This is a genomic window from Priestia koreensis, from assembly GCF_022646885.1.
Lineage (GTDB): Bacteria > Bacillota > Bacilli > Bacillales > Bacillaceae_H > Bacillus_AG > Bacillus_AG koreensis_A.
Genome location: NZ_CP061868.1, coordinates 1,704,560 through 1,726,687, shown reverse-complemented (window position 1 = coordinate 1,726,687; position 22,128 = coordinate 1,704,560). Strand labels below are relative to the sequence as shown.

The 22,128-nt window shown below is 41.9% G+C and carries 20 protein-coding genes and 1 other RNA gene; 4 read left to right on the top strand and 17 right to left on the bottom strand.

What is annotated here, in order from left to right:
- Positions 1 to 37: 37 nt before the first annotated feature.
- The 3 genes from IE339_RS08640 to IE339_RS08630 form a co-directional block, all read right to left on the bottom strand.
- Positions 38 to 1,954: a vWA domain-containing protein gene (locus IE339_RS08640; RefSeq protein ID WP_242175422.1), complete on the bottom strand. Its 1,917-nt coding sequence runs from the start codon at positions 1,952 to 1,954 to the stop codon at positions 38 to 40.
- A gap of 11 nt (positions 1,955 to 1,965) precedes the next feature.
- Entirely contained in the window at positions 1,966 to 2,853 is an 888-nt protein-coding gene (locus IE339_RS08635) for an ATP-binding protein (RefSeq protein WP_242175421.1), read from the bottom strand.
- Between the two features lie 159 nt (positions 2,854 to 3,012).
- Entirely contained in the window at positions 3,013 to 3,243 is a 231-nt protein-coding gene (locus IE339_RS08630; RefSeq protein WP_242175420.1) for a DUF2187 family protein, read from the bottom strand.
- Between the two features lie 267 nt (positions 3,244 to 3,510).
- Here IE339_RS08630 and IE339_RS08625 point away from each other — a divergent pair, with 267 nt between their 5' ends.
- Positions 3,511 to 4,110, top strand: coding sequence for a hypothetical protein (locus tag IE339_RS08625; RefSeq protein WP_242175419.1), 600 nt, complete (start codon positions 3,511 to 3,513; stop codon positions 4,108 to 4,110).
- 13 nt (positions 4,111 to 4,123) lie between these two features.
- Here IE339_RS08625 and IE339_RS08620 read toward each other — a convergent pair whose 3' ends face one another.
- Positions 4,124 to 4,708 carry a PadR family transcriptional regulator gene (locus IE339_RS08620; protein ID WP_242175418.1) on the bottom strand — a complete coding sequence of 195 codons (585 nt, stop codon included), beginning with the start codon at positions 4,706 to 4,708 and terminating at the stop codon, positions 4,124 to 4,126.
- 82 nt (positions 4,709 to 4,790) lie between these two features.
- On the bottom strand, positions 4,791 to 6,317 hold the full coding sequence (locus IE339_RS08615) for an MDR family MFS transporter (RefSeq protein WP_242175417.1): 1,527 nt from the start codon (positions 6,315 to 6,317) through the stop codon (positions 4,791 to 4,793).
- 651 nt (positions 6,318 to 6,968) lie between these two features.
- On the opposite strand from IE339_RS08615, the gene IE339_RS08610 reads away from it, so the two are divergent.
- Positions 6,969 to 7,421, top strand: a complete 453-nt coding sequence (locus IE339_RS08610) for a hypothetical protein (RefSeq protein ID WP_242175416.1) — start codon at positions 6,969 to 6,971, stop codon at positions 7,419 to 7,421.
- 36 nt (positions 7,422 to 7,457) lie between these two features.
- On the opposite strand, the gene IE339_RS08605 is transcribed toward IE339_RS08610, so the two are convergent.
- The 4 genes from IE339_RS08605 to IE339_RS08590 form a co-directional block, all read right to left on the bottom strand.
- Positions 7,458 to 7,772, bottom strand: coding sequence for a DMT family transporter (locus IE339_RS08605; RefSeq protein ID WP_242175415.1), 315 nt, complete (start codon positions 7,770 to 7,772; stop codon positions 7,458 to 7,460).
- Position 7,773: 1 nt separating this feature from the next.
- On the bottom strand, positions 7,774 to 8,106 hold the full coding sequence (locus IE339_RS08600) for a DMT family transporter (RefSeq protein WP_242175414.1): 333 nt from the start codon (positions 8,104 to 8,106) through the stop codon (positions 7,774 to 7,776).
- Between the two features lie 6 nt (positions 8,107 to 8,112).
- The gene (locus IE339_RS08595; RefSeq protein ID WP_242175413.1) at positions 8,113 to 8,688 is read right to left on the bottom strand and encodes a TetR/AcrR family transcriptional regulator; all 576 of its coding nucleotides are present in this window, start codon (positions 8,686 to 8,688) and stop codon (positions 8,113 to 8,115) included.
- 121 nt (positions 8,689 to 8,809) lie between these two features.
- Positions 8,810 to 9,151, bottom strand: a complete 342-nt coding sequence (locus IE339_RS08590) for a YunG family protein (protein ID WP_242175412.1) — start codon at positions 9,149 to 9,151, stop codon at positions 8,810 to 8,812.
- Positions 9,152 to 9,363: 212 nt separating this feature from the next.
- Here IE339_RS08590 and ssrS point away from each other — a divergent pair.
- A non-coding RNA gene (gene ssrS, locus IE339_RS08585) (6S RNA) lies at positions 9,364 to 9,544 on the top strand.
- Positions 9,545 to 9,610: 66 nt separating this feature from the next.
- On the opposite strand, the gene IE339_RS08580 is transcribed toward ssrS, so the two are convergent.
- Positions 9,611 to 10,426 (bottom strand): HAD family hydrolase, encoded by an 816-nt coding sequence (locus tag IE339_RS08580; protein WP_242175411.1) that lies wholly within the window; start codon positions 10,424 to 10,426, stop codon positions 9,611 to 9,613.
- 278 nt (positions 10,427 to 10,704) lie between these two features.
- Between IE339_RS08580 and IE339_RS08575 the strand changes: the two genes are divergently transcribed.
- Complete coding sequence (locus IE339_RS08575; RefSeq protein WP_242175410.1) at positions 10,705 to 12,015, top strand: MerR family transcriptional regulator; 1,311 nt, start codon at positions 10,705 to 10,707, stop codon at positions 12,013 to 12,015.
- A 315-nt stretch (positions 12,016 to 12,330) separates the two neighbouring features.
- On the opposite strand, the gene IE339_RS08570 is transcribed toward IE339_RS08575, so the two are convergent.
- The 7 genes from IE339_RS08570 to IE339_RS08540 form a co-directional block, all read right to left on the bottom strand.
- Complete coding sequence (locus tag IE339_RS08570) at positions 12,331 to 14,043, bottom strand: methyl-accepting chemotaxis protein (RefSeq protein WP_242175409.1); 1,713 nt, start codon at positions 14,041 to 14,043, stop codon at positions 12,331 to 12,333.
- A 104-nt stretch (positions 14,044 to 14,147) separates the two neighbouring features.
- On the bottom strand, positions 14,148 to 15,086 hold the full coding sequence (hutG, locus tag IE339_RS08565) for a formimidoylglutamase (RefSeq protein ID WP_242175408.1): 939 nt from the start codon (positions 15,084 to 15,086) through the stop codon (positions 14,148 to 14,150).
- The gene (gene hutI, locus IE339_RS08560; protein WP_242175407.1) at positions 15,083 to 16,339 is read right to left on the bottom strand and encodes an imidazolonepropionase; all 1,257 of its coding nucleotides are present in this window, start codon (positions 16,337 to 16,339) and stop codon (positions 15,083 to 15,085) included. The genes hutG and hutI overlap by 4 nt, the downstream gene beginning before the upstream one ends.
- Positions 16,336 to 17,991, bottom strand: a complete 1,656-nt coding sequence (gene hutU, locus IE339_RS08555) for a urocanate hydratase (RefSeq protein ID WP_242175406.1) — start codon at positions 17,989 to 17,991, stop codon at positions 16,336 to 16,338. Before hutU ends, hutI begins: the two co-directional genes overlap by 4 nt.
- A gap of 12 nt (positions 17,992 to 18,003) precedes the next feature.
- Positions 18,004 to 19,497 (bottom strand): histidine ammonia-lyase, encoded by a 1,494-nt coding sequence (gene hutH / locus IE339_RS08550; protein WP_242175405.1) that lies wholly within the window; start codon positions 19,495 to 19,497, stop codon positions 18,004 to 18,006.
- Between the two features lie 23 nt (positions 19,498 to 19,520).
- A complete protein-coding gene (locus IE339_RS08545) occupies positions 19,521 to 20,486 on the bottom strand; it encodes a nucleoside hydrolase (RefSeq protein ID WP_242175404.1) in 966 nt (321 codons plus the stop codon).
- A gap of 144 nt (positions 20,487 to 20,630) precedes the next feature.
- Positions 20,631 to 22,121, bottom strand: a complete 1,491-nt coding sequence (locus IE339_RS08540) for a phytoene desaturase family protein (RefSeq protein WP_242175403.1) — start codon at positions 22,119 to 22,121, stop codon at positions 20,631 to 20,633.
- Between the last annotated feature and the right edge of the window lie 7 nt (positions 22,122 to 22,128).

Below are 22,128 nucleotides of genomic sequence, written 5' to 3'. Positions count from 1 at the left end.
AAAAAACTGATCCACCTAAAAAGGTAGATCAGTTTCGTTAAATACTCTTATGAAGAAGCTTTTTCAGTAATGGAAACAACACGTCTGGCAACTCTTCAATGTTTGGCACAAGAATGCTATAGCGTCCATACATGTTTTGAATCGTTTTTTGCTGTGCCTCATCAATTTCTCCGTTTGATAAAAACACGTTAATCACTTCAATGCCACGCTTGCGTGCTTCAAGAACGGCTTCATGTGTATCAATGATCCCGTTTTGCTCATAGCCGTTTGCTGCTGGCTCTCCGTCTGAAAAGACGAGTAAAAACTTTTGTTCCTCCGAGCGCTGCAACAATCGTTTTGTCATATGACGAATCGCGTATCCATCACGATTATCCTCTTCTGGCTCTAGCTGCATAATTTCAGGGCCACTTGAACGCTTTAAAGACGACGTGAAATCGATCACGGTGTTAAAATAGTTCGGCTGACTCGTTTCCGTTGCATCGTTCGTATCCTCCCAAAATCCAACGATTTGATGAGGAACTTGAACCGATTTTAACGCTTCATGAAACAGCGTAATGCCTAGCTTCGTTTCGTTCATTTTATCAAACATCGACGCCGAGCAATCCACAAGCAATGAAAAAACGGCATCAATCTTTGAAGAAGGCTGATTCTTCTTTAAAAATAGGCGCGGATTATCATCTGTCCATAATCGAAGCAGCTTTTTATTTAAACGACCAAACTGCAAATCAGTTCTCGGTAGAATTTTTTTATGTTCGAGCGTTTTTTCAATCATTTGCTTTAGCTTTTTCTGATAAAGACTAATACTCTTTTTATTTTCTTCATATGCTCTAACTTGTTCGTACGTAGAAGGAGTCGGATCTTTGAAGACAGGAAAAGCAAAGCGATTTTCTCGTCCGAATTCGTTGTCCTTACCTGACTTCTCCTCGCCTTTTCTAGACTCCATCGCTTCGAGCTTAGAATAATCGTTTCTAGACGTTTGCTGTGATGACCCTTGTATCATGCCTAGTGCCTGATCACCATCATCACCTTCACGAACGCCCTCACCCATCAGATCCGTTTTTGATCCTTGTTCGAGGTCAAATTGCAAGAAGCTTTTTGTCGCTTCGCTTGTCTCCTGATGCCATGTGGGCATTGTTTCATCATGAATATCCTCGTCACCGTCTTTGTCCGTTTCTAATACATCATCATTCGCAAGCTTTGGTTTGCGCTTTAAGTCGTCCATTGTCAGGCCTTGCTCAAGTTGTTCATAATCAAGCTCTGCTAAATGGAAATAATGATTCAGCATGTCCTTTTCAACGATGTCTTCTAGTACATCCATGACCTCTAAACAAATGGTTACAATCTCACTTGTTGCCTTTGCCTCATACGCTTTTGAAATTTCACTTCGGATAAACGGCGTAGCAAGATCTAGAGACTCGGTGATTGATGGAATTTCCTCAAACGGATTTTCCGTTGTGAGCATCAAATAACACGCATTGAAAAAGGCATCCGTGTATACACCTTTAACGAGATTCACGTTCATTTGACTCTCAAAATATTTACGATAAACCGCACGTCTCGTCCCAAACGCTTTTTTTGTTCCGGGACGCTCGTGCTTACATAGCTCCTCGAGACGAATATCTTCTAGAAGCATAAACAATTGTTTTGCAAAGCTTCGATTCTCCATTTTACGAATAGACGTCACAAACGTGTGAACTGCCTGAAAGTCCGTGTGCTTCGCTGTGCCTATGCTGCGCAAGAAGACATCACTTTTCAACCCATTTACCATATCCGTACGGGGACGGTTATCCCAAAAATGACTTAAGTAAATCTTTTTTTGGAGTGGATCATAGTAGGAAGAAACGCGGTATTCAATCTCCATTTCTTCGTCCTTGGTTAAGGTTTTTGTTAAATCTGCCAATTCCATAAACAAGAAGGAATCAACATTTTTATCATTAAATTTAATAAACTTCATGTGAGCACACCTTACTCAAAAATCGTTTCAGCAATATTTTGAACAGCCGCTTTCTCACGATCATCCTCTAGCTTCTCAATAATGCCTCGTTGAATGGCACGTAGCGGTGGCAAGTATACGGCTAGATCACACGTATCTAACAGAGCACGTACAGATGCGGCCTCTTCTGACACTTGACCATTACGAACTTGTGTAATTAAGTCTGCAGACAAGGACACAAATTTTGCAATCAGCTTCTCATCTTCTAGCTGTGACTGTGCTGTTAATACTTCTGTTAACGCCTCACTTTGTACATAAGGTACGTCAATAACGACAAAGCGGTTTTTTAGTGCTTCATTTAATGGAACTGTCCCCACGTACCCTTCATTAATAGCTGCAATGACACCAAATCCAGATTGAGCTTTTACAACCTCTCCTGTGAACGGGTTCGTAATCATTTTACGATAGTCAAGTACTCCGTTTAGAACAGGAAGCGTTTCAGGCTTTGCCATATTAATTTCATCAATGTATAAAAGGTGACCTTTATTCATCGCTTGAATAACCGGTCCAGCCACGAATTCAATGGATGTTTTTCCGTTCAAATCTTGAATCGTTTTGAATCCTAGCAATGCCTCTGCATCTAGATCAACCGAGCAGTTAATGCTATGCATAGGCTGTGCAAAGATAGCGGATAACGTTTCAGCTAGCTTCGTTTTCCCTGATCCTGTTGGACCTTTTAAAAGAACGTTTTTCCCTAACGATAACGCAATAACAGCATCTATTAAGATGGACTCATCTGATGGCGTGTAGCCACCTTGTCCGATTAAAACCTGATCTTCAGTAGAAATAGTTTGTTTACGTTGTTCAATTAACTCTTTAATTTTTTGTGGAAATTGCAGTGTAGTATGATCAAATGACATATATGAATTCCTTTCTCTCTTTAAAAACTTACTTTCATCCCTACATTTTACTAAAAAAACGGCTCATTCTCAATGAAGAGACCCTTTACTCTATGAAGAAAGCAAAAGCGAGGCCAAAATGAACTGTCGCTTTTGGCCTCGCTTTTGTATGGCATAAACTTATTCTTTAATAATTTTATAATTGCGGTGATTAACAACCGTACGAATAGGTTCATTTGTTTCGGAGTCAATACCCAAGTCGACAAGCACAGAGTTATCGCGAACGATAAACACCTCTCCTTTTCGTCCCTTCCATTGACCTTTTTTTACTTCAATCTTACTTCCTTCTTTTACATTGTTCGCTTTTTCATTCGTAGCGCCTTGATCATTCACAAATTCATCAGCCATCATACTTCCTCCTTTTGCTGTTAGTTTCCCAATTTCATCCGAATTTAAAACTAATTGTCCACCTATCTTCTAAATACGGCGTTTTTGCATCATAGAGCTGATTGGGTCCATCTTTTTATCAATTATTTAGAACATGGATTTATTAGACTCATTCTAACTAATTTAAGCCTTTTATGTAAAGAAAAAACGGTCATTTCGGTAAAATTCGTTTCTTTTTCCGCAAATAGGGAATAAAACACCGATTAAGAAACGAAAAAAGGAGTACATTCAATGATTTGGATCTGGCTATTGTTTGTTCTTTATGCTATTTTTCTTGCACCAGGAGAAGGGATCGGTACAGATTGGATCTTCCGCGACCTCGTTTCAGGACATTTTCAAATGATCGATCCCCTTGTTGTCATGATGTTTTCGAGTTTAGGGATCTTTCCGATTCTATTTGCCATCTTATTATTAAGGATGGACGATCGAGTCATTCCTGCATGGCCCTTTGTTCTCCTATCATTTGGTCTTGGAGCCTTTGCTATACTACCTTATCTCTTTTTACGTTCCCGAAGTCGCCTAGTAACGAAACGTGCTTTTACTCCATTAAGACCACTTTTGTCCTCTAGACTATTTCCTTTTGCTCTTTTAGTCGGAACGTGTCTTTTATATGGGTATGGCTTCATAAATGGGTCAATCAACGAGTATATGGAGGCTTTTCAAACGTCCCAATTTATCAGCATTATGACCGTTGACTTTTTTGTATTAACTGTTGCCTCCTTTTATATCTTCTGGTTCATACGAAAAGAAGGTTCCAAAAGCTTGCTCTGCTTTTTGCCCATTATCGGCCCTTGCTTGTTATTAACGGCAACAAGACATCGTTCTCGATAGAACGATGTCTTGTTTAGCTATTATCACCAAAAAGGCTCGTTGAAAGCATCGGTAGATCTTTATGCTGAAGACGTCCTTGCTTTGTTTCTTCTATTAAATGCTCTAGCCACGTTATTTCAGCTTTTAAATGCATAATGACCCGCATAACAATATAGAGCTTCGCAATTTCCTCTTCCTTTTCTTTACGCGCATACAGCCATTCCATTTTCCCAAGCAAACTTGACGCTTCTTCACGCTTTTTTTCCAACACGCACAAAACATCCTCGTTATCGGCATAAGACGTGAACGTAAGGGCTGCGTAAATCGGGCGCTGCATATGCTCTTTTTTTTCTAACTGTTTCATCAACAGCTGTTCAAACTCTTTTTTTCCCGCTTCTGTAATCCGATAGATCGTTTTGTCAGGACGATTCGTATCTTTAATAACATCTACGACTTCAACATAATCTTTCTTTTCTAGCTGATCAAACGCATAATAAAGTGACCCGTGCGCCAGCTTTATGTAATACTTCATTTGGCGCTCATTTACGATTTGCTGAATTTGATAAGGATGCTTATCTCCTTCCATTAATAAACCGAGAATAACCAAAGGGATGCTCATAACGTTATCACCTTTTTTCGAAATTTAGCTCACTACCAGAAAAGCTAAAAGCACCGGCATAGGACCGGTGCTCTGTTCCATCCTACTTTGATGTAGATGAGGCTTTTGTTTGATTAATTTCAATGCGGCTATTCCCCATCATTGCAACAGCAACGGCTGCAACTAGCAATGGAATAACAGCAAGTGCGAATGAATGTGTAATAGAATAAGACATAGCATCCACAATTTTATCTAGAATAGGTGCCGGAATTTTAGCACGTGTGGCAGGCTCAAACAGCGATTGTGAATTCGCACTACTAAATGAATTGCTCGCTGCACCTCCCATGCCAGCAAACGTATCTTTTAGCTTATCAGCAAGCGTATTGCCCTGAATTGAGCCAAAAATTGTTACACCAAGCGTCATTCCAAGTGAACGAAAAAACGCGTTCGTTGAGTTCGCAGAGCCGCGATACTGCGGTTCCATTTTATGCGTTGATGCTGTTGGAAGAAGTGAGAATGAGAACCCAACTCCAAATCCAACTAAAATCATAAAGATCGTCAGCATCCAGCGAGCCGTATCAGGCGTTAACGTACTTAACGAGAACATACCAATGATGTACGCGATAATGGAAATGGACATCAGCTTTCGGAAGCTCGTTTTTGTTTGAAAGATCCCACCAATTGCACTACCGACCACAGATCCTAGCGTCATGGGTGTTAAAATGAGTCCTGCATTTGTGGCAGAACCACCGTATACAGCCTGAACAAAAATCGGAATAAAGACCGTTAAAATAATAAACGTAGCTCCGTATAAAAAAGCAAGAACTTGTGATGTAGCAAACAAACGGCGCTTAAACATCCAAAACGAAATGATTGGATCTTTCGCCTTTGTTTCCGCAATAAAGAATCCAATGATAAACACGGCAAACACAGCAAACAGCGTAATGATTTGCCAAGAAGACCAATCGTATTTTTTTCCACCAAGCTCCAGCGCAAACATCACGCTCACTACTCCAATGACGAGCGTAATCGCCCCCCACCAGTCGATATTTTGCTTCGTTGTCTTCGCTGACTCATGATAAAAGCGCACGATGAAAAATAAAGAAAGCGCACCGATTGGAACGTTCACGTAGAAAATCCAGTGCCAGTTAATATATTCTGTAATGTATGCCCCAAGAAGAGGGCCAAACACACTAGCAGAACCAAATACTGCACCAAGAAGACCCGTCATTTTCCCGCGCTTTTCAGGTGGGAAAATATCAAAAACGATGGTGAACGCAATCGGCATGAGCGCTCCCCCACCAATCCCTTGAATGGCACGATAAATACTTAATTGTACGATACTTTGAGCGGTTCCACACAAAATGGAACCAAGTAAAAAGATGGATAAACCGAAAAGAAAAAAACGTTTGCGTCCATACATATCAGACAACTTCCCGAAAATCGGCATCCCTGCCATAACGGCAACCATATAAGCAGAAGTTACCCAGACGAACTGATCTGCTCCGTGCAAATCAGCGACAATTGTTCCGAGCGCAGTTGCGACGATCGTATTATCCATTGCAGACATTAAAATACCTAAAAGCAAGCCTGCAACGACAAAACGCAAATGATTTTCGTTTTTAACCATACTAACACTCCCTTCATTACTTTTTGACTTTAAAATATAATTACATCGTTTATTATACTCAAATTTGAGTATATAACAACACATGAATGTGCTGAAAACCCAAAAAAACTTTTGACACAAACACCGACTTTCCTACACATTATTTGTTTTTTTCTTCTTTAAAAGTCCAAAGCTTGACGAAAAAGACGGAATATTGTAAAAATAGTGTATTAGACCTAAGTTTCAAAACAGGAATTCCCTTCAAACGAGGCGAATTGTATACGTATCTAAACCAAATATTGAGCCTAAACTACAGCCCATTTATAACCTAGCTGTACTCACCCTAAAAGGTCTACAGGTGCTCAAAAAATAGCCCGCTGCGCAGGGCGTCCATTTATCAACCAGTTCATCACTAACCAAACTAAACTAACTTGCCCTCTCCCTACCTACTAAAACGCACGATCCGCCAGGCAACCCAGACATCCCTGCACTCCCTAAAAAGGTTTGCATAAGCGACTGGCGGCAGCCCGTAAGGGAGGGCGACAGTCGCTTATGCTTGTCCGGTCGGCTCTAACAGCCTTTCCGTTAGGGCCGACCGGACAAGTGGATCCTAAAATATATTGAGGTGTATTGATGTTGACTCTTCCATTCATCCTTGTAGGTAGCTTCCTGTTGGTCGTTATCCTTATCCTATTCTCAAAAAAAGCTGCACCAAACGACACATATGAGCTTGCTCAAAACTCCTTAAAAGTTTATGGGCACATCGATGGCGATGAACGTATTTCGCCAACCATTCTATCAAAAATAGCTCTGCACAATGACCGCATCGTTATCAATGATGTTGCGATTATTCCTCTCGTTCGTGTGGAAAAAGCTACGTTTGATAAGCTCATTGAAAAAGAAGAAACGGCCGATGGAGCTACTACCAACTACTATTTTGGGCGACTGACGATTTTCTTTACGAGTCGCGATGGTGAAACAACATTTTTAACATGTGAAACAAAAAAGAAAAATCAGTTCAACCTTATTTCTCAATATGAGCTGATCAAAAAACGGATTAACGAGCGTGTAGGCAATAACGAGGAAAACAGTCAACAACCCTTACCTGAACCCTATGAACTATAGAAAAAATGCCTTCAAGAGTGCTCTTGAAGGCATTTTTTATGCGATTAATTTTAAGCCAACTACGGATGCGAGAACAAGGGCTGTAAAAAAAATACGACTCACGTTTCGGGGCTCCTGTAAAAAAAGCATCCCGATAACCGTACTTCCCGCCGTTCCTATTCCAGTCCATACGGCATATGCTGTCCCCATTGCAATGGTATTCATTGCATATGTTAAAAGAGAAAAGCTAACCGCAAACCCTAAAATTAGCCATACCAAATACAACTTATTTTTCGTTTCATTCAGCTTTGCCATTGTAAATACACCTGCTACTTCGCAGAATCCAGCAATTACGAGCGCGAACCAAGCCATACTATGCCGTCGCCTCCTCTTCTTTTGTCACCACTTTTAAACCGATGACACCGATGAGCAGAGTTGCTATTAAGCAAATCTTCAACCAATTTACTGCTTCCCCAAAGAATAGCATTTCAGCAACGACTGTCCCAGCCGTTCCTAGCCCAACAAATACCGCATACACCGTGCTTGTCGGCAGAACGCTTGATGCATACGTGAGGGCCCAAAACGTTACCGCAATGGCTAAGATAGTCGCGATCCACTCTACTATATTATTTGCGTGCTTCAATCCGACCACCCATCCAACCTCACAGAAAGAGGCAGCAATTACTAAAAGCCAATACTTATTCATAAGGACTCACTCCTTCGTTTGTAAACTCTCCCAAAAGAAGGTCCAAAGCGCATGTACACGACGATTAACGCTTTCGTATCCCCCGTATAACAGTTCAATAAAGACGCTATCAAGCAGCGCTACGAAAACGGTCGCCGTGCGTTCTGGATCAATATCATTGATTTTTTTATCGATAATGGCCTCTTGGAATGTTTCTTTTAATTCGTTTTCTAGTTTATCTAAGTAATGATTAAATTTACTTACGACTTTCTTTTCTAGCTCATGAGGTGGAAAAAAGCTTGTGCGAATCCAAAAGCGCAGCATCACATCTTCACGATAACGATGAACATAGCTGTAAAATAGCTCTTTGATCATCTGTTTAAACGGCTGCTCCTGCTGAAATGTTTGACGTACGTAGACTAATTCGCTCATCGCAGACTCTTCTAAAATAGATAGAAACAAGTCATCTTTTCCTTTGAAGTGTGTATAAATCGATGGCGTTTTAATTCCCACACGCTTTGCAATGTCTGACATTGATGTTCCATCATATCCACGCTCAGCAAATAGAAAAGCTGCTTCGTGTTTAATTTCTTTTGCACCCATTTTGTCATCCTCCTCACAAAACTAACTAACGATCGTTAGTTTTTAGTGTAGCAACTGCGAAACAAAATCGCAAGAAAAAAAGAACCTTTCATCAAAAAAGAAAGGTTCCATACGAAAACAGCTATAAAAATTGCATGACTTGCTCTTTCAAATACGTGTACTGCTCATGATTTGTGTCCTCGAATGCCTCATTTCTTGAAGAAGGTTGATCCTCATAAAGTGGTAGCTCCAGAAATTGAGAAGCCGTAAAATCATATCGTTTTCCCTCAATCATGTTATAAAAATGCCAGCTACCCTTTACATTTGTTTTATAAATGTCACCGCCAAATAAATCTTGAACTACTAGGGATGTCACACCACATTGACCGTTAGCAGGATTTTCTTTCGTCCATTTAGAGCTCGATTCCTTTGACCATACTTGATATAGAATTTCATATACTTTAATCTGTTGTTGCATATTCATTTACATTCCCTCACAACCGCTTATTGGATTTCGAACGTCTTCTTTACCTGCTTTTTTCCAATTCCTTTAATGTCTTGTTTCTTATTTCGCCTTTTTTCGTTTATTTCCTCCATCATTTGCAGATTTATCGATCAAAAAATTAAACAACAAAACTTGATGCTTTACTTTCACCAAAAAGGGTGATATATTAATACTCGCCTACTAAATAGGCGACTTACCTGCGATTCCCGTATACTCATACTGTTTCAAACCTTTGATTGTTCTAAGGGAGTTCAACATTTAGTCGCGGATAACATGCCTTCTGGCCAGAAGGACGTTAAATGCTTCTATGAGAACACCCACCTGCTAAGTGCGGGTCTTGGAACACTTGAGTTACGGTTGAGTGGGGAGTACTTTAACCTCTATACTCTTATACAAAATACAGCAAGGCCCCTTCGCACTAAGCAAAGGGGCCTTTTCTTATATCGACTGCAAAGATGCTACTAATTCTGATACTTGATGCACGACCACATCTGCACTGCTTGCATCCCCAATTTGATGAACATCAATAAAAATTGTGCTGCATCCAAGCTTTCGCGCCGGATTGATTTCATTGATCCAGTTATCTCCTACACTCATCATTTCTGCTGTTTCCACCCCGAAATGTGATGCAATGGTTCGAAGGCGTTCTTCCGTTTTAACAGGCTTTTTCGCTTCAAAGATGGCGTATGTAAATAACCCTTTAAGTCCTAACTTTTCCACAATTCGCTCACTATCTACCTGTGGGCTATTCGTCATCAGCACAAGCTTTTTCGTTTTAGCTAATTCTTCTAGCGCATCAGCTAGACCACCTACAGGCGACATGACGAATTCATCACTCATCATATAGCGTCTCGTTTCTAAAAAAGCTTCGTTAATTTCGACAGACGAAAGCCCAAAGTGTCTCCCAATCGCAATAGGAACACCCCACAGATCGCCAATACTCTGCATCGTTCGAAAATCAAATGTAATGGGCGTTGGATAATACTCTTCAACAGGTAATAGCGGCGTCCCGTCCCACTGAAAAGCTTCTAGAACACGCCCCTCTTTTTGAATTAAAATGCGATCGTTTTCGCGATCATAGACCGTACCTACTTTTAGCGTATGTTTCTCTTCTACAGCCTCATAATATTGGTTCATAAATCCATGGGCGTTAGTTAATCGTTTGCTTAGTTGTTTAGCAAAATATTCAAAATGATGCGTGTCCTCATACAAGGTTCCATCTAAATCAAACACCATTACTTTTGTCGTCATCATTCATTCCTTCTTTCACAGCTCATTTTCTTTACTATACGCTTTATTACGCATGTTTAAAAGCTTATACCACTTCAGAGATTCGTAATTTTTTTTGGCGGAATTTATCGATTTTAAGAAAAAAGGCGGCTAATTACGTCTAGTTTTGACAACCTTTGTCACCTTGCAGGAAAAAGTGCTTATTCATGCTGAATAATCATGTAAATAACTAGCGAATCTACATAAATTCAGCACATGTATGACCAAAGGGAGACGCAAAAAAGGAGGCAGTCATTCATATTATGCAAGCATATACGATGAAAGAAGCAGCTAAAAAAATCAAGGTTCCCCCTCGTATCATCAAGCAATGGGAAAAGGAATTAGAAGGGCTTTTACTTATTCCCCGCACGAAACAAGGCGCGCGTTTTTATACAGATGCTGAACTATTATTTTTAAAAGAGTTGAAGGAACTTTATTCAAAGAAATATTCCAAAGAGGAAATTCAGGCATACGTCAGAAAAGCAAAGGGGATAAAAGAGGAGGTACAAACAGAAAAGAATGAGAAAGCTTATACAGAACCCCCTTCTCCTTCACCGATTGTGAATATGGACGAAGTGGACGTGGACACTATTTTAGAATCGGCAGCGGCTGAAGAAGTAATGCAGGAAGAACCGTCTTGTGAAGTCGTTTCATCACTTCATGAAGAAGAAATGGTCGGACAAGAAACAAAGCGAGTTGAAGCTTCGGTTCCAACAGACATCGTCCAAGCAGAACTCATTCAAACCGTTCAAAATTTTAAAGATGTATTTGAGGCTTTTCATTCATTTAAAGAAGAGCTCATTCAAGAAGTTCGAAACGAAATTCGTAACGAAGTTCGTAATGAAATTCTCGGTGACGTTCGCAATGAAATTACGAAAGGAACGGAACAAACCTATGAGATGATGGAAACGGTCGGAAGCTTTATTGCCGAATCATCCGAACGTACGGCCGACGAAATGAAAGGAATCTCCAAAAAGCTGATTCGCTCTCAGGAATCGAACTTTGAAGAAATGTCGTACATGCTTGAAAATATATCGGAAACAACGGAACAAAAAACAGAAGTTCTGCAAAAAACCGTCAATGAAATTCATTCTTCACAAGAAGGACAAAAAGAAGAAATGCGCTCCCTTCTCAATAAATTAACGGATGCTTCACATAAAGATTTGGATGAGGTAAAACAGCTTGTTCAAGAGATGAGTGAGTTGTCTGACGATCAATCGCAAGAACTCAAAGACTTGATTGACTACATTTCAAAATCAAGCGAAGAAAATTCAAAAGAAGTTCGCTACATTCTCGACCGTTTTTCTAGTTCCTCTACCGTGGCGATGAATCAGGTGAAATTTTTAGTGGAAAGCATGTCCAAAACACAAAAGCAGTCTGAAACAGAGCTTCACGATCTGTTAGACTCAATTCATGAAGAGCGAATTTATTATTACGAGCAAATGGATAAAGAACGTAAGGAATTTAGGCAAGACATTGCCTCTCGTGAAAGAATGTTTAATGACTTTGTTCAAACCTTCCGTCAAACGGCGGCTGCAACTGAAAAGAAATCGAAATGGTGGAAATTTTGGTAAGCTAATTATGTAAGGAAAAGAGGGTGAGACGCTGTTCTCTCCCTCTTTCCTATTTATTATGGACGAGATTTTTCAGTCTTTGTCTCTTTTTTATTAGCTCCAAGCTCGCTTGAGAATTCAGTTAAACTTTTTTTGTTTTGCATACCTGCTTTTGATTGATGGTTGCGTTTTGTCATTGCTTTATACCTCCGTTATAATCGGTTTCGTGAGGTTTCCCCTCGTTACATATGATGCGTTCTTTCCTTCATACCTACACGAAGAAATAGTTCTCTCATTATCCATAAAAGACCCCGTATAAGCCTACGGGGTCTTTGGTTAAAACTTAAATAATTCTGTAATCATCTTTAAATCCTGCGCCATTTGGCGAAGAGATACAGCAGAGCTTGAAATATTATCAATTGACCCAAGCTGCGCATTCGTTAAACTTTTGATCTCGGAAGCGTTTGACAAGGATACGTCTGCAATAGTATCCATTTCTACAACTGAAGCCGAAATCTCTTCTGAACTCGCAGCCATTTCTTCTGAAATAGCAGATACTTCTTCAATTTGCTCGGCAACACGTTCAACTTGTTCAACGATCAGTTTGAACGATTCACCCGTCTGACTCACAGCTTTCATTCCCGCTGTTGTATCTGCAGAGCCTTTTGTCATCATTTTAACGGCTTGTTCCGTATCCTGCTGGATGCGCTGAATAAAGGTGGTAATTTGCTCAGCGGAGCGCTTGGATTCTTCTGCTAATTTTCTCACTTCATCTGCTACTACTGCAAATCCTCTTCCATGTTCACCTGCTCTTGCTGCTTCAATTGCAGCATTCAAGGACAGCAAATTCGTTTGCTCGGCAATCGACGTAATAATGTCGACGATTTGGCTAATTTGTGCAGACTGCTCTCCTAGACGCTTCACCACACCTGCTGTTTCTTCAACGGAATGTTGCAAAGAAACCATTTGTTCAATGGTATTTTGCACAAGCTCATTTCCACTCTTCGCGTCTTTTGACACTTTCACAGCGGACTCTGACACCGTAGAAGCAGACTCAGCAATGCGGTTAATTCCAATTGCCATCTCTTCCATCGCTCTTGCACTTTCATTTGTGCTTGTGCGCTGCGTAATAGCGCCTTCTTCAAGTTCTTCAATATTTTCAGTTAAATTAACAGCGGCTTGTCTAGTATGATCGCTCTTTTCAGACAGCTGTTCTGACGTATGTGTAAGGCTAACGGCGCTCTCATGAACCGTAATTAAAATAGAACCTAATCCCGTCAGCATCGCGTTAAAGTCTTCTGTTAATTTCGCAAGCTCGTCTTTTCCTTTATGCGTGCTTCGAACCGTGAGATCACCTTGTCCAGCCTGAGCCATAAGTCCTTGAATTTCTTTTAGCGGCTTTGTGATCGTACGTACAATTACCATTCCTACACTGATAATTAATACAAGTGCAACTAGAGTGGAAATGACCAAAATCATAATTCCCTTTGATGCATCATCTTTACTCTTTTTATTGAGTTCTTCCATTTTATCTTTGTTGCTGTTTGCAATGATATCAAGTGATTGATAAACGGCATTTCGTGTTGGTACAACATTATTCGCATAATAGCTGTAAGCTTCTTCATTTTTCCCATCAAACGCTAGTGATAGTGCTTTTGTTCGTTCAATACGATAGTGTTCAAAGGTTTTTTGCGTACTTATAAGTATCGCGCGCTCTTTTTTTGAAAGCGGCAGCTCAGCATATTTTTTTATGTATACGGCTGATGTCGATTTCAAACGAGCAATGCTATCTCGAAGACCTGCCTCCTGCGATTCGTCATTTGATAACATCACCTCTAGTGAATAGCCTTCTGATGCTCGGATGCTGTACCGTATTTCATTGATCCAGTCGTTTGCTTTCATTCGCTGATTGTACATTACTTCTGAGTTGTCAATGACCTTTTTCAACGATGTAAACGTAATGACACTGCTCATAAGAAGCGCTAGTGAAGCAATGATTAATAGTACCGTCATCTTTTTACGTATGGATAAGTATTTAAGTAACTTCATAAGTTCCTCCGATGTATAAAAAGTAAATTCCCCCCTGTATATTTCGGTCTTTTTTCCTATTTTGTTAGCGCTTCATAAAAAAAGAAGCAGAAAATATCTGCTTCTTACTTCATCCGTTTTGTTAGCAGTGAAAGAATCAAGTAAGCAGACAGCTTACTTGTCATAGAGCGAAAATCAACGCTTGGATCTACCTCAACAATATCGATGCCTGAAAACAGAGGAGAGCGTGCAATTAGATTTAAGGCTTCCATTAATACTGAAGACGTCATGCCTCCGGGTGCTGCTGCCGGACATCCGGGTGCATAGGCTTGATCGAGCACATCCATGTCTAGTGATACATACAGGTGTTCCGCTTTTTCTCCAACCTCTTTTAAAATGGACTGAATGACACTCTGAATCCCCACTGTCTCTACTTCTTCCATCGTTACCATTCGCACACCAGCTTGTTTCACATAGTGAATGTATGCCTCGCTATTAACAAAATTGCGTATCCCCACTTGATATAGGTAATCTCCTTCAATGTGTTTTTCTTCAAGAAGCTTGCGAAAAGGGGTCCCGTTCGTCACACCACCGTCTTGCAGATTTCTCACATCACAGTGGGCGTCAAACTGAATGACGGCCGTCTTTCCTCGTGCCTGTTGAAACGCAGCGATAGCGGGATAGCTCACAGAGTGGTCACCACCAATGATAATCGGAAACAGTTTCTCATTTTCCTGCAGTAGTTCGTAAACGGTGTCTTTGATTCTCTTGTGTGATTCTGTAACATCCGTTGCGTGCATAGCGATATCACCAAAGTCAATGATTCTCTCCCGCTGCAAATCACACCCTGATTCTACTGCATACGTTGTAAAACTGCTTAAAGATTGACGAAAAGCGGCAGGCGCTAGGTGTGCACCTGAATGACTAATGGACGATTTGGCTAATGGGACGCCAATTAGCCCATAAGAATGAACGACTTCTCCCTGCCACGTTCGCAGTAGCTCACTTGCTCGTGTTACATATTGATCTTGAAACAAATTCCCCGGTGGTGTTAAATGAATCATCGGCTATTCTCCCATACTAGCTGACCTTTTTTGATAACTGAATGGACGTGATTAACTCCGTAATGGTAAGGAATATAGTGATAATTGGGCGTATTCCAAAGGACAATATCAGCCTGCTGCCCCGTTCTAATTCTTCCTACCTCTTCTCCTTTTCCAATCGCATAGGCTCCGTTTACCGTCACCGCATTCCAAATTTCAGCAGCCGTCATTTTTAATTGAAGCGATGCAAGCGTCATAATAAGCTGAATATTTTCAGTTGGACAGCTTCCTGGATTAAAATCCGTTGCAAGAGCAACAGCTACTCCGGCATCAATCATGTCTCTTGCATTTGCTCCTTTTTCTTTTCCGAGATAAAATGAGGTTCCTGGCAAAAGGCACGCAATGACATTTTGAGCAGCTAACTGCTCAATTCCTGTGCGGGTCGTGCCAACCAAATGATCTGCACTAGTGGCTCCCAGCTCAGCAGCGAGCTCTGCTCCTCCTAATGGATCGATTTCATCCGCATGAATTTTCAGACGAAACCCTCTCTTTTTGGCCTCTGTTAAATAAGCTCTTGATTGCTCAATGGAAAACACGCCCGTTTCACAGAATATATCCACAAAGTCAGCAAGACCTTCTAGCTGAATAAGATCAAGTGATAGAACCATCTCTTGTAAGAAATCGTCCGGATTTTGTTTGTACTCCTTCGGCACAGCATGCGCACCTAAAAAGGTAGAAACAATGTCAATTGGATGTGAGCGATGGAGTTTTTTTGCTGTACGAAGCTGCTTCATTTCTGTTTCGATATTTAGTCCGTAGCCGCTTTTCGCTTCTAATGTTGTCACACCGTACTGTAAAAACTGATCCAAGTGCTTTTTAGCTTTTTTAAACAAAGACTCTTCATCTAACGCTCTTGTTGCCTCGACCGTTGATAAAATCCCCCCGCCTCGCTGCAAAATTTCCAAATAAGATGCCCCTTGGCGCTTCCACTCCATCTCATGTTCTCTGGATCCACCAAATACAAGATGAGTGTGAGAATCAACCAACCCAGGTGTAACAAGCTTTCCCTTTGCATCAATCACTTTTTTGGCCGTCCATGAGCGGTCATGTTGGCATTCTCTGATCGATGCCACACGTCCATCTACAATGCCAATTTCCATGTTTTTTTGCACAATTAATTGATTCATTTCCTTTCCCTTAAGAGGCGCTTCTATCCCATAATCCATCGTAAGCAATTGACCGATATTTGTAAGGATCAAGTCAAACGATCTCATTGCTCTCTCTCCATAATCGGAATTGGAATCCCGTGTTTTTTGGCTTCGCTCTTCGCTTGCTCATACCCCGCATCAGCGTGGCGAAGAATGCCCATTCCTGGGTCCGTTGTTAACACCCGTTTTAATCTTCGATCGGCTCGGTCCGTCCCGTCAGCTACAACAACCATGCCTGCATGAAGAGAATACCCCATTCCCACACCTCCTCCGTGATGAAAAGAGACCCAGCTTGCTCCTGCTGCTGTATTCACGAGCGCGTTTAAAATCGCCCAATCTCCTACCGCATCACTTCCATCCTTCATCGCTTCCGTCTCACGATTAGGGGAAGCGACAGATCCACAGTCTAAGTGGTCACGCCCAATAACAATGGGCGCTTTAAGCTCCCCTTTTCTTACTAAATCATTTAAAGCCAATCCAAATTCCTCACGCTCTCCGTACCCGAGCCAGCAAATTCTTGCCGGGAGTCCTTGGAACGCGACCTTTTCCTGTGCGAGGTCGATCCACCGGTGCAAATCTGCTCGGTCTGGAAACAATTCTTTTACGAGCTGATCGGTTCGATAAATATCGGTTGGATCACCTGATAGGGCTACCCAGCGAAATGGTCCTTTCCCTTCGCAAAAGAGAGGACGAATATAAGCAGGGACAAATCCTGGAAAAGAGAATGCTTCTTCTACTCCTTCATCCTTGGCCACTTGGCGCAAGTTATTTCCATAATCAAACACAATGGCTCCTTTGTCACGAAGGGCAAGCATTGCCTGAACGTGACGAGCCATACTTTTTTTACTTGCTTTTGTATAGTGATTCGGATTCGTTTTTCGCAGCTGTGCCGCTTCCTCAATAGTCATCTGATCCGGAATATATCCATATAGAGGATCATGAGCAGACGTTTGATCCGTCACTACATCCACTTCCACGTGATGCGCATGTAAATACTCCAATACGTCTGTAGCATGTCCCTTCAGCGCAATGGAAAGAGCTTTTCCCGCAGCCTTTGCCTCTCGTGCCCATAAAATGGCTTCTTCAATCGAAGACGTTTGTTTATCACAGTAACGAGTCGCAATCCGTTTTTCGATTCTTGATTCATCTACCTCTACAGCAATGACGACTCCACCGTTCATTGTGACCGCTAAGGGCTGTGCTCCACCCATTCCCCCAAGGCCTGCCGTTACCGTTAAGGTTCCTTTCAAAGATCCTTGAAAATGCTGCGCTGCAAGCGATGAGAATGTTTCATACGTTCCTTGTAAAATCCCCTGCGTCCCGATATAAATCCAGCTTCCTGCAGTCATTTGACCGTACATCATGAGTCCTTTTTGCTCTAAGTCACGAAAACTCTCCCAGTTCGCCCATTTAGGAACTAAAACAGAATTTGATAAAAGAACACGCGGTGCTTCCTCATGCGTCTTCATTACTCCTACTGGTTTTCCAGACTGAATAAGGAGCGTTTCATCATGTTCAAGAAGCTGCAGCTGTTTGACAATCGCTTCGTATGACTCCCAGTTTCGTGCTGCTTTTCCAATCCCACCATACACGACTAGTTCCTCCGGATGTTCCGCTACTTCAGGATCCAAATTATTCATCAGCATTCGGAGTACTGCCTCCTGCTCCCAGCCCTTGCATGTCAAACTCGTGCCTCGTGCCGCTTGAATTTGTCTCATCGTCTTTTTCCCTCACTTCCATAATGGTTCATCGTCTATTAACCAATCATTTAGCCGCTCAATATCTTCTGAAAAGGGGCGATCCTCCTGAATAGATGGTACAATCTTACGCATTTTTTCGTAAAATTCTCTCGTTACAGAACTCATTTTATGAACCCCTCTGTATTCTACCGCTTGCATCGCACAGATCGCTTCAATGGCCGCCACTCGTCGTACATTTATTAAAATAGAGTGAGCTTTTCGAGCACCGATGGTTCCCATGCTCACATGATCCTCTTGATTCGCAGAGGAAGGGATGGAGTCGACGCTTGCAGGATGTGCTAACACTTTGTTTTCAGATACAAGAGCCGCTGCGACATACTGCATAATCATCGCCCCTGACTGTAGCCCAGGCGATGGACTTAAGAAAGGCGGTAAATCATTGAGCTGAGGATTTACAAGTCGTTCAATTCGGCGCTCTGAAATATTGGCGAGTTCTGATAATCCAATCCCTAGAAAATCCATTGCAAAGGCAATAGGCTGTCCGTGAAAATTCCCTCCCGATAACACCTTATGCGCATCAGAAAAAATAAGTGGATTGTCAGTAGCCGCATTCATTTCTACAAGCAGTTTCTCTTTTACATAACTCATAACTTGCTTTGTCGCCCCGTGCACCTGCGGAATACAGCGAAGAGAATACGCGTCCTGAACCCGAAGCTCTCCTTGCCTCGTGGTTAGCTTTGAATCAACCAAAATGGACCGAATCCGTTCTGCTGTCTCAATCTGTTCGACGTACCCTCTTGCTATGTGAATGTCTTCATCAAAAGCGTCCGTAATTGCACGTAAGCCTTCTAGTGTCATACACGCAATTCCATCTAGGTGACGCACGAGCTTCTCCGCCTCTAAATAGACAACTAGTCCCATAGCTGTCATAGCCTGCGTGCCATTAATAAGAGCCAGTCCCTCCTTAGCCTGCAGGGTCAGTGGCGTGATTCCCGCTTCTTTAAGAGCCTCCTCAGCAAGTCGAATTCCCTTGCTCGTATACACCTTTCCTTCACCAACAAGCATGAGAGCGAGATGCGCCAAAGGGGCAAGATCTCCGCTTGCTCCGAGTGATCCTTGCTGCGGAATGACAGGGTGAATCGACGCGTTTAGGCATTGAAGCAAACATTCAATGAGCTCCGTGCGCACGCCTGAATATCCTTTAATAAGCGTATTCGCCCGTAATAATAGCATCGCTCGTGACACGATTTCAGGAAATGGCTCTCCTACACCACAAGCATGACTACGAATTAAGTAGAGCTGTAGCTTTTCTACCTGCTTCGATGGAATCGATACATCACTCAGCTTTCCAAAACCTGTCGTGACCCCATATACGACTTGATCCAACTCAACGATATTTTGCACCGCCAGACGGCTTTTCTTAACGTTTCCCCACGCCTTTGGATGGACTGAGACTGACTCTTTTTGAAAGAGCACACGTCTTGCATCATTCATTGATAGAGTATGACCATTTAGTTCAACCACCGTCTCTCCTCCTCTCTATAGAATTAAAGGTCTGTTTTACGTGTCATTGTTTTAATAAAATCATCTATGAATGCTTTCTCATCAAAGTCTAGTCCGATAAATTCCTTTTTCTCGTCCTCCACTTGAGTAGGTTTCGCTCGAAAGTCTGCACTACTTTCTCCTTTCGTTGGCCCAGCCCATTGAACGGTTACGGCTCTTTGAACGTATTGGATCATACCGGGATTTGCGACCGCACTGACACATAACACATCATGGAGAGGGGCCCCTTGGATACCAGGGGAAAGCTTTTCATATGCTTTAAAATAGAAGGTGTACATATCGTGAAAAATCGTTTTACATGGATTCTCGCATTGATCAATAATCTGCTTCATAACAGCAGGCGTAATAATCGAGCGGTTTGTAATATTAAGGGGACATAAATAGATTGGATGAGCACGCTCAAGCACTAAATTGGCCGCAATAGGATCCGAGTGAAAATTCGCTTCTGCTTCTGGCGTCACGTTCCCTGGCACTAAAAAAGCTCCTCCCATGACGTAAAAAGCGTTTACTTTTTTCATAAATTCATCGCCATGAAGAATAAAGCAAATCGCCAGATCCGTTAGGCGACCAATATTAATAATGGTAAGGTTATGTGCATATGCATCTATGATTTTCCCAATCGTATCAAAGTTGTAGGCCTGTGCATGAAAATTTTTTGGTATTTTCAATAGTCCAATTCCGTTTTCGCCATGTATTTGCGGATAAAACTCGCTATATTCTCCAGATAACGGTCCCGTTACACCCGCAACAATCGGAATGTCCTTTCGATTTGCAACAGACAATAAATAAGCGGTGTTCGCAACCGCCTCGTTTTTTGTTACGTTTCCATACCCACTCACAATGCCTACAATATTAAAAGCCGGATTTAGCATGGCGTAAATAAGTGCAAATGCATCATCCACACCAGGGTCTGAAAAAATGAGTACGTTGATTTGTTCACGATGACTCATCGGCTATCTCCCCTCCCTCTCTCTTCTATTTTTATATGTCTCTACAAGTAAAAATAGAGCATTTTCTCTGCACATAAACAAATCAGCAGGAAACGCATTCCTGCTGATTTGTTTCACGCTATACTATATTCACTCCTTGCTTCGTCACATTCCTGTTTTTAACAAATCCAGTCGTTTACTAATGGATTCGTACACGTGATAGCCGCTAACGGATACACCGATCGTTCCTGCTCCCGGAAAAACAGTATCTCCGCATAGCCATAACCCACCTAGCTTCGTACGGTGAGAGATAGCTTGAAAAAGAGCGTAATCGTTTGTTTGTGGAAATCCCCCCACACCAGATCGCTGAACAAAACGTTCCCATGCGCGCGGTGCGCCTGGAATTTCGTGAATAACCCCTTCTTCTAAACGAGGGATTACGGTTTGAATGCCTTTTTTCATTTTTTCGTGTAGCTGCTTTTTTTGCTCATCATATGTAGCAGGATTTTTCCAGTCATCAAGCGGAATATGCGTCGATACCGTCAGCGTTCGATACCCCGCAGGTGCGCGATTACGATCCTCTTTATCTGACAGAGATAAAAAAAGATGTTCCCCGTTTGTCATTTCTCCCTCACTAGATGTAATTACCTGCTGAAACAAAGGCATATCATCTGGAATGACGTCTTCTTTTAATGCTAGATACAGCGTGAAAGCTCCCCACTGTTTCGTACGCTGACGATGCTGTATTTTTCGCGGCATGCTCTTCATTAGATCCTCAGAGAACAGCTGCGTCAGATTTTGAATCGGGATATTGCATACAACGTGGTCTGCTTCGTACACACGCCCTCTATGATCTGTTACCTTCCATACGCTACCTTTTTCAATATGCGTCACTTTCCGCCCTAAATGAAGCTCTCCACCGTGCTCCTTACCGTATGAAACGAGCTTCTCCGCTAGCTGGTACAAGCCCCCTTCTACATAAAAAGCCCCCTCATGATAAATATCAATCGCCATGCATCCAAGAAGTAAGGAACAGTCGTCACTTGTTGTTTGCATGCTATCAATAATTTGCCCATCAAGAAAATGAACAAAGTCTGCTTCCTCTAAAAGACCGTGCTTTTTAAGTAAGTCTTTAAGCGTTTGCGAAAAGAGTGGTAGAAGCGCAAGTGATGAGGGACTTAGCGATTGTACAAGTCTTTTCCACTCACGAAACGTCGAAGGTGGTAAAATCGGTAAATGCTCCATGAGCCCACGTATTTTTTTTGCAATGCCCCATACATCTTCATAAAATGCAGCTATTTTTTCTTTTACATGTGAAAATAAGCGCTGAAGCTCCTGCACGTGTTGCTGGCGGTCGCTTTGAAATGAAATAGACCTTGTAGGGGTATGAACGACCATTACTTCGTCGAGTCGTTTTGTCGTGAGATCAATACCTAAAAACCGACAGATCCGTTCATGAATACCTCCTTTTTCAAAGCCCATCCCAAGCGTGGCTCCTACAGGAAAACGAAAATCACCGCGCTGAAATTTCCCTGCACAGCCTCCCCATTCCCTCGATGCCTCTAAGATCGTCACCTCGTATCCTGCCTTTATTAATAGAGCACCAGCTGTTAGCCCTCCAATTCCGCCTCCAACAATAATGACGGACTGTTTCATATTGACC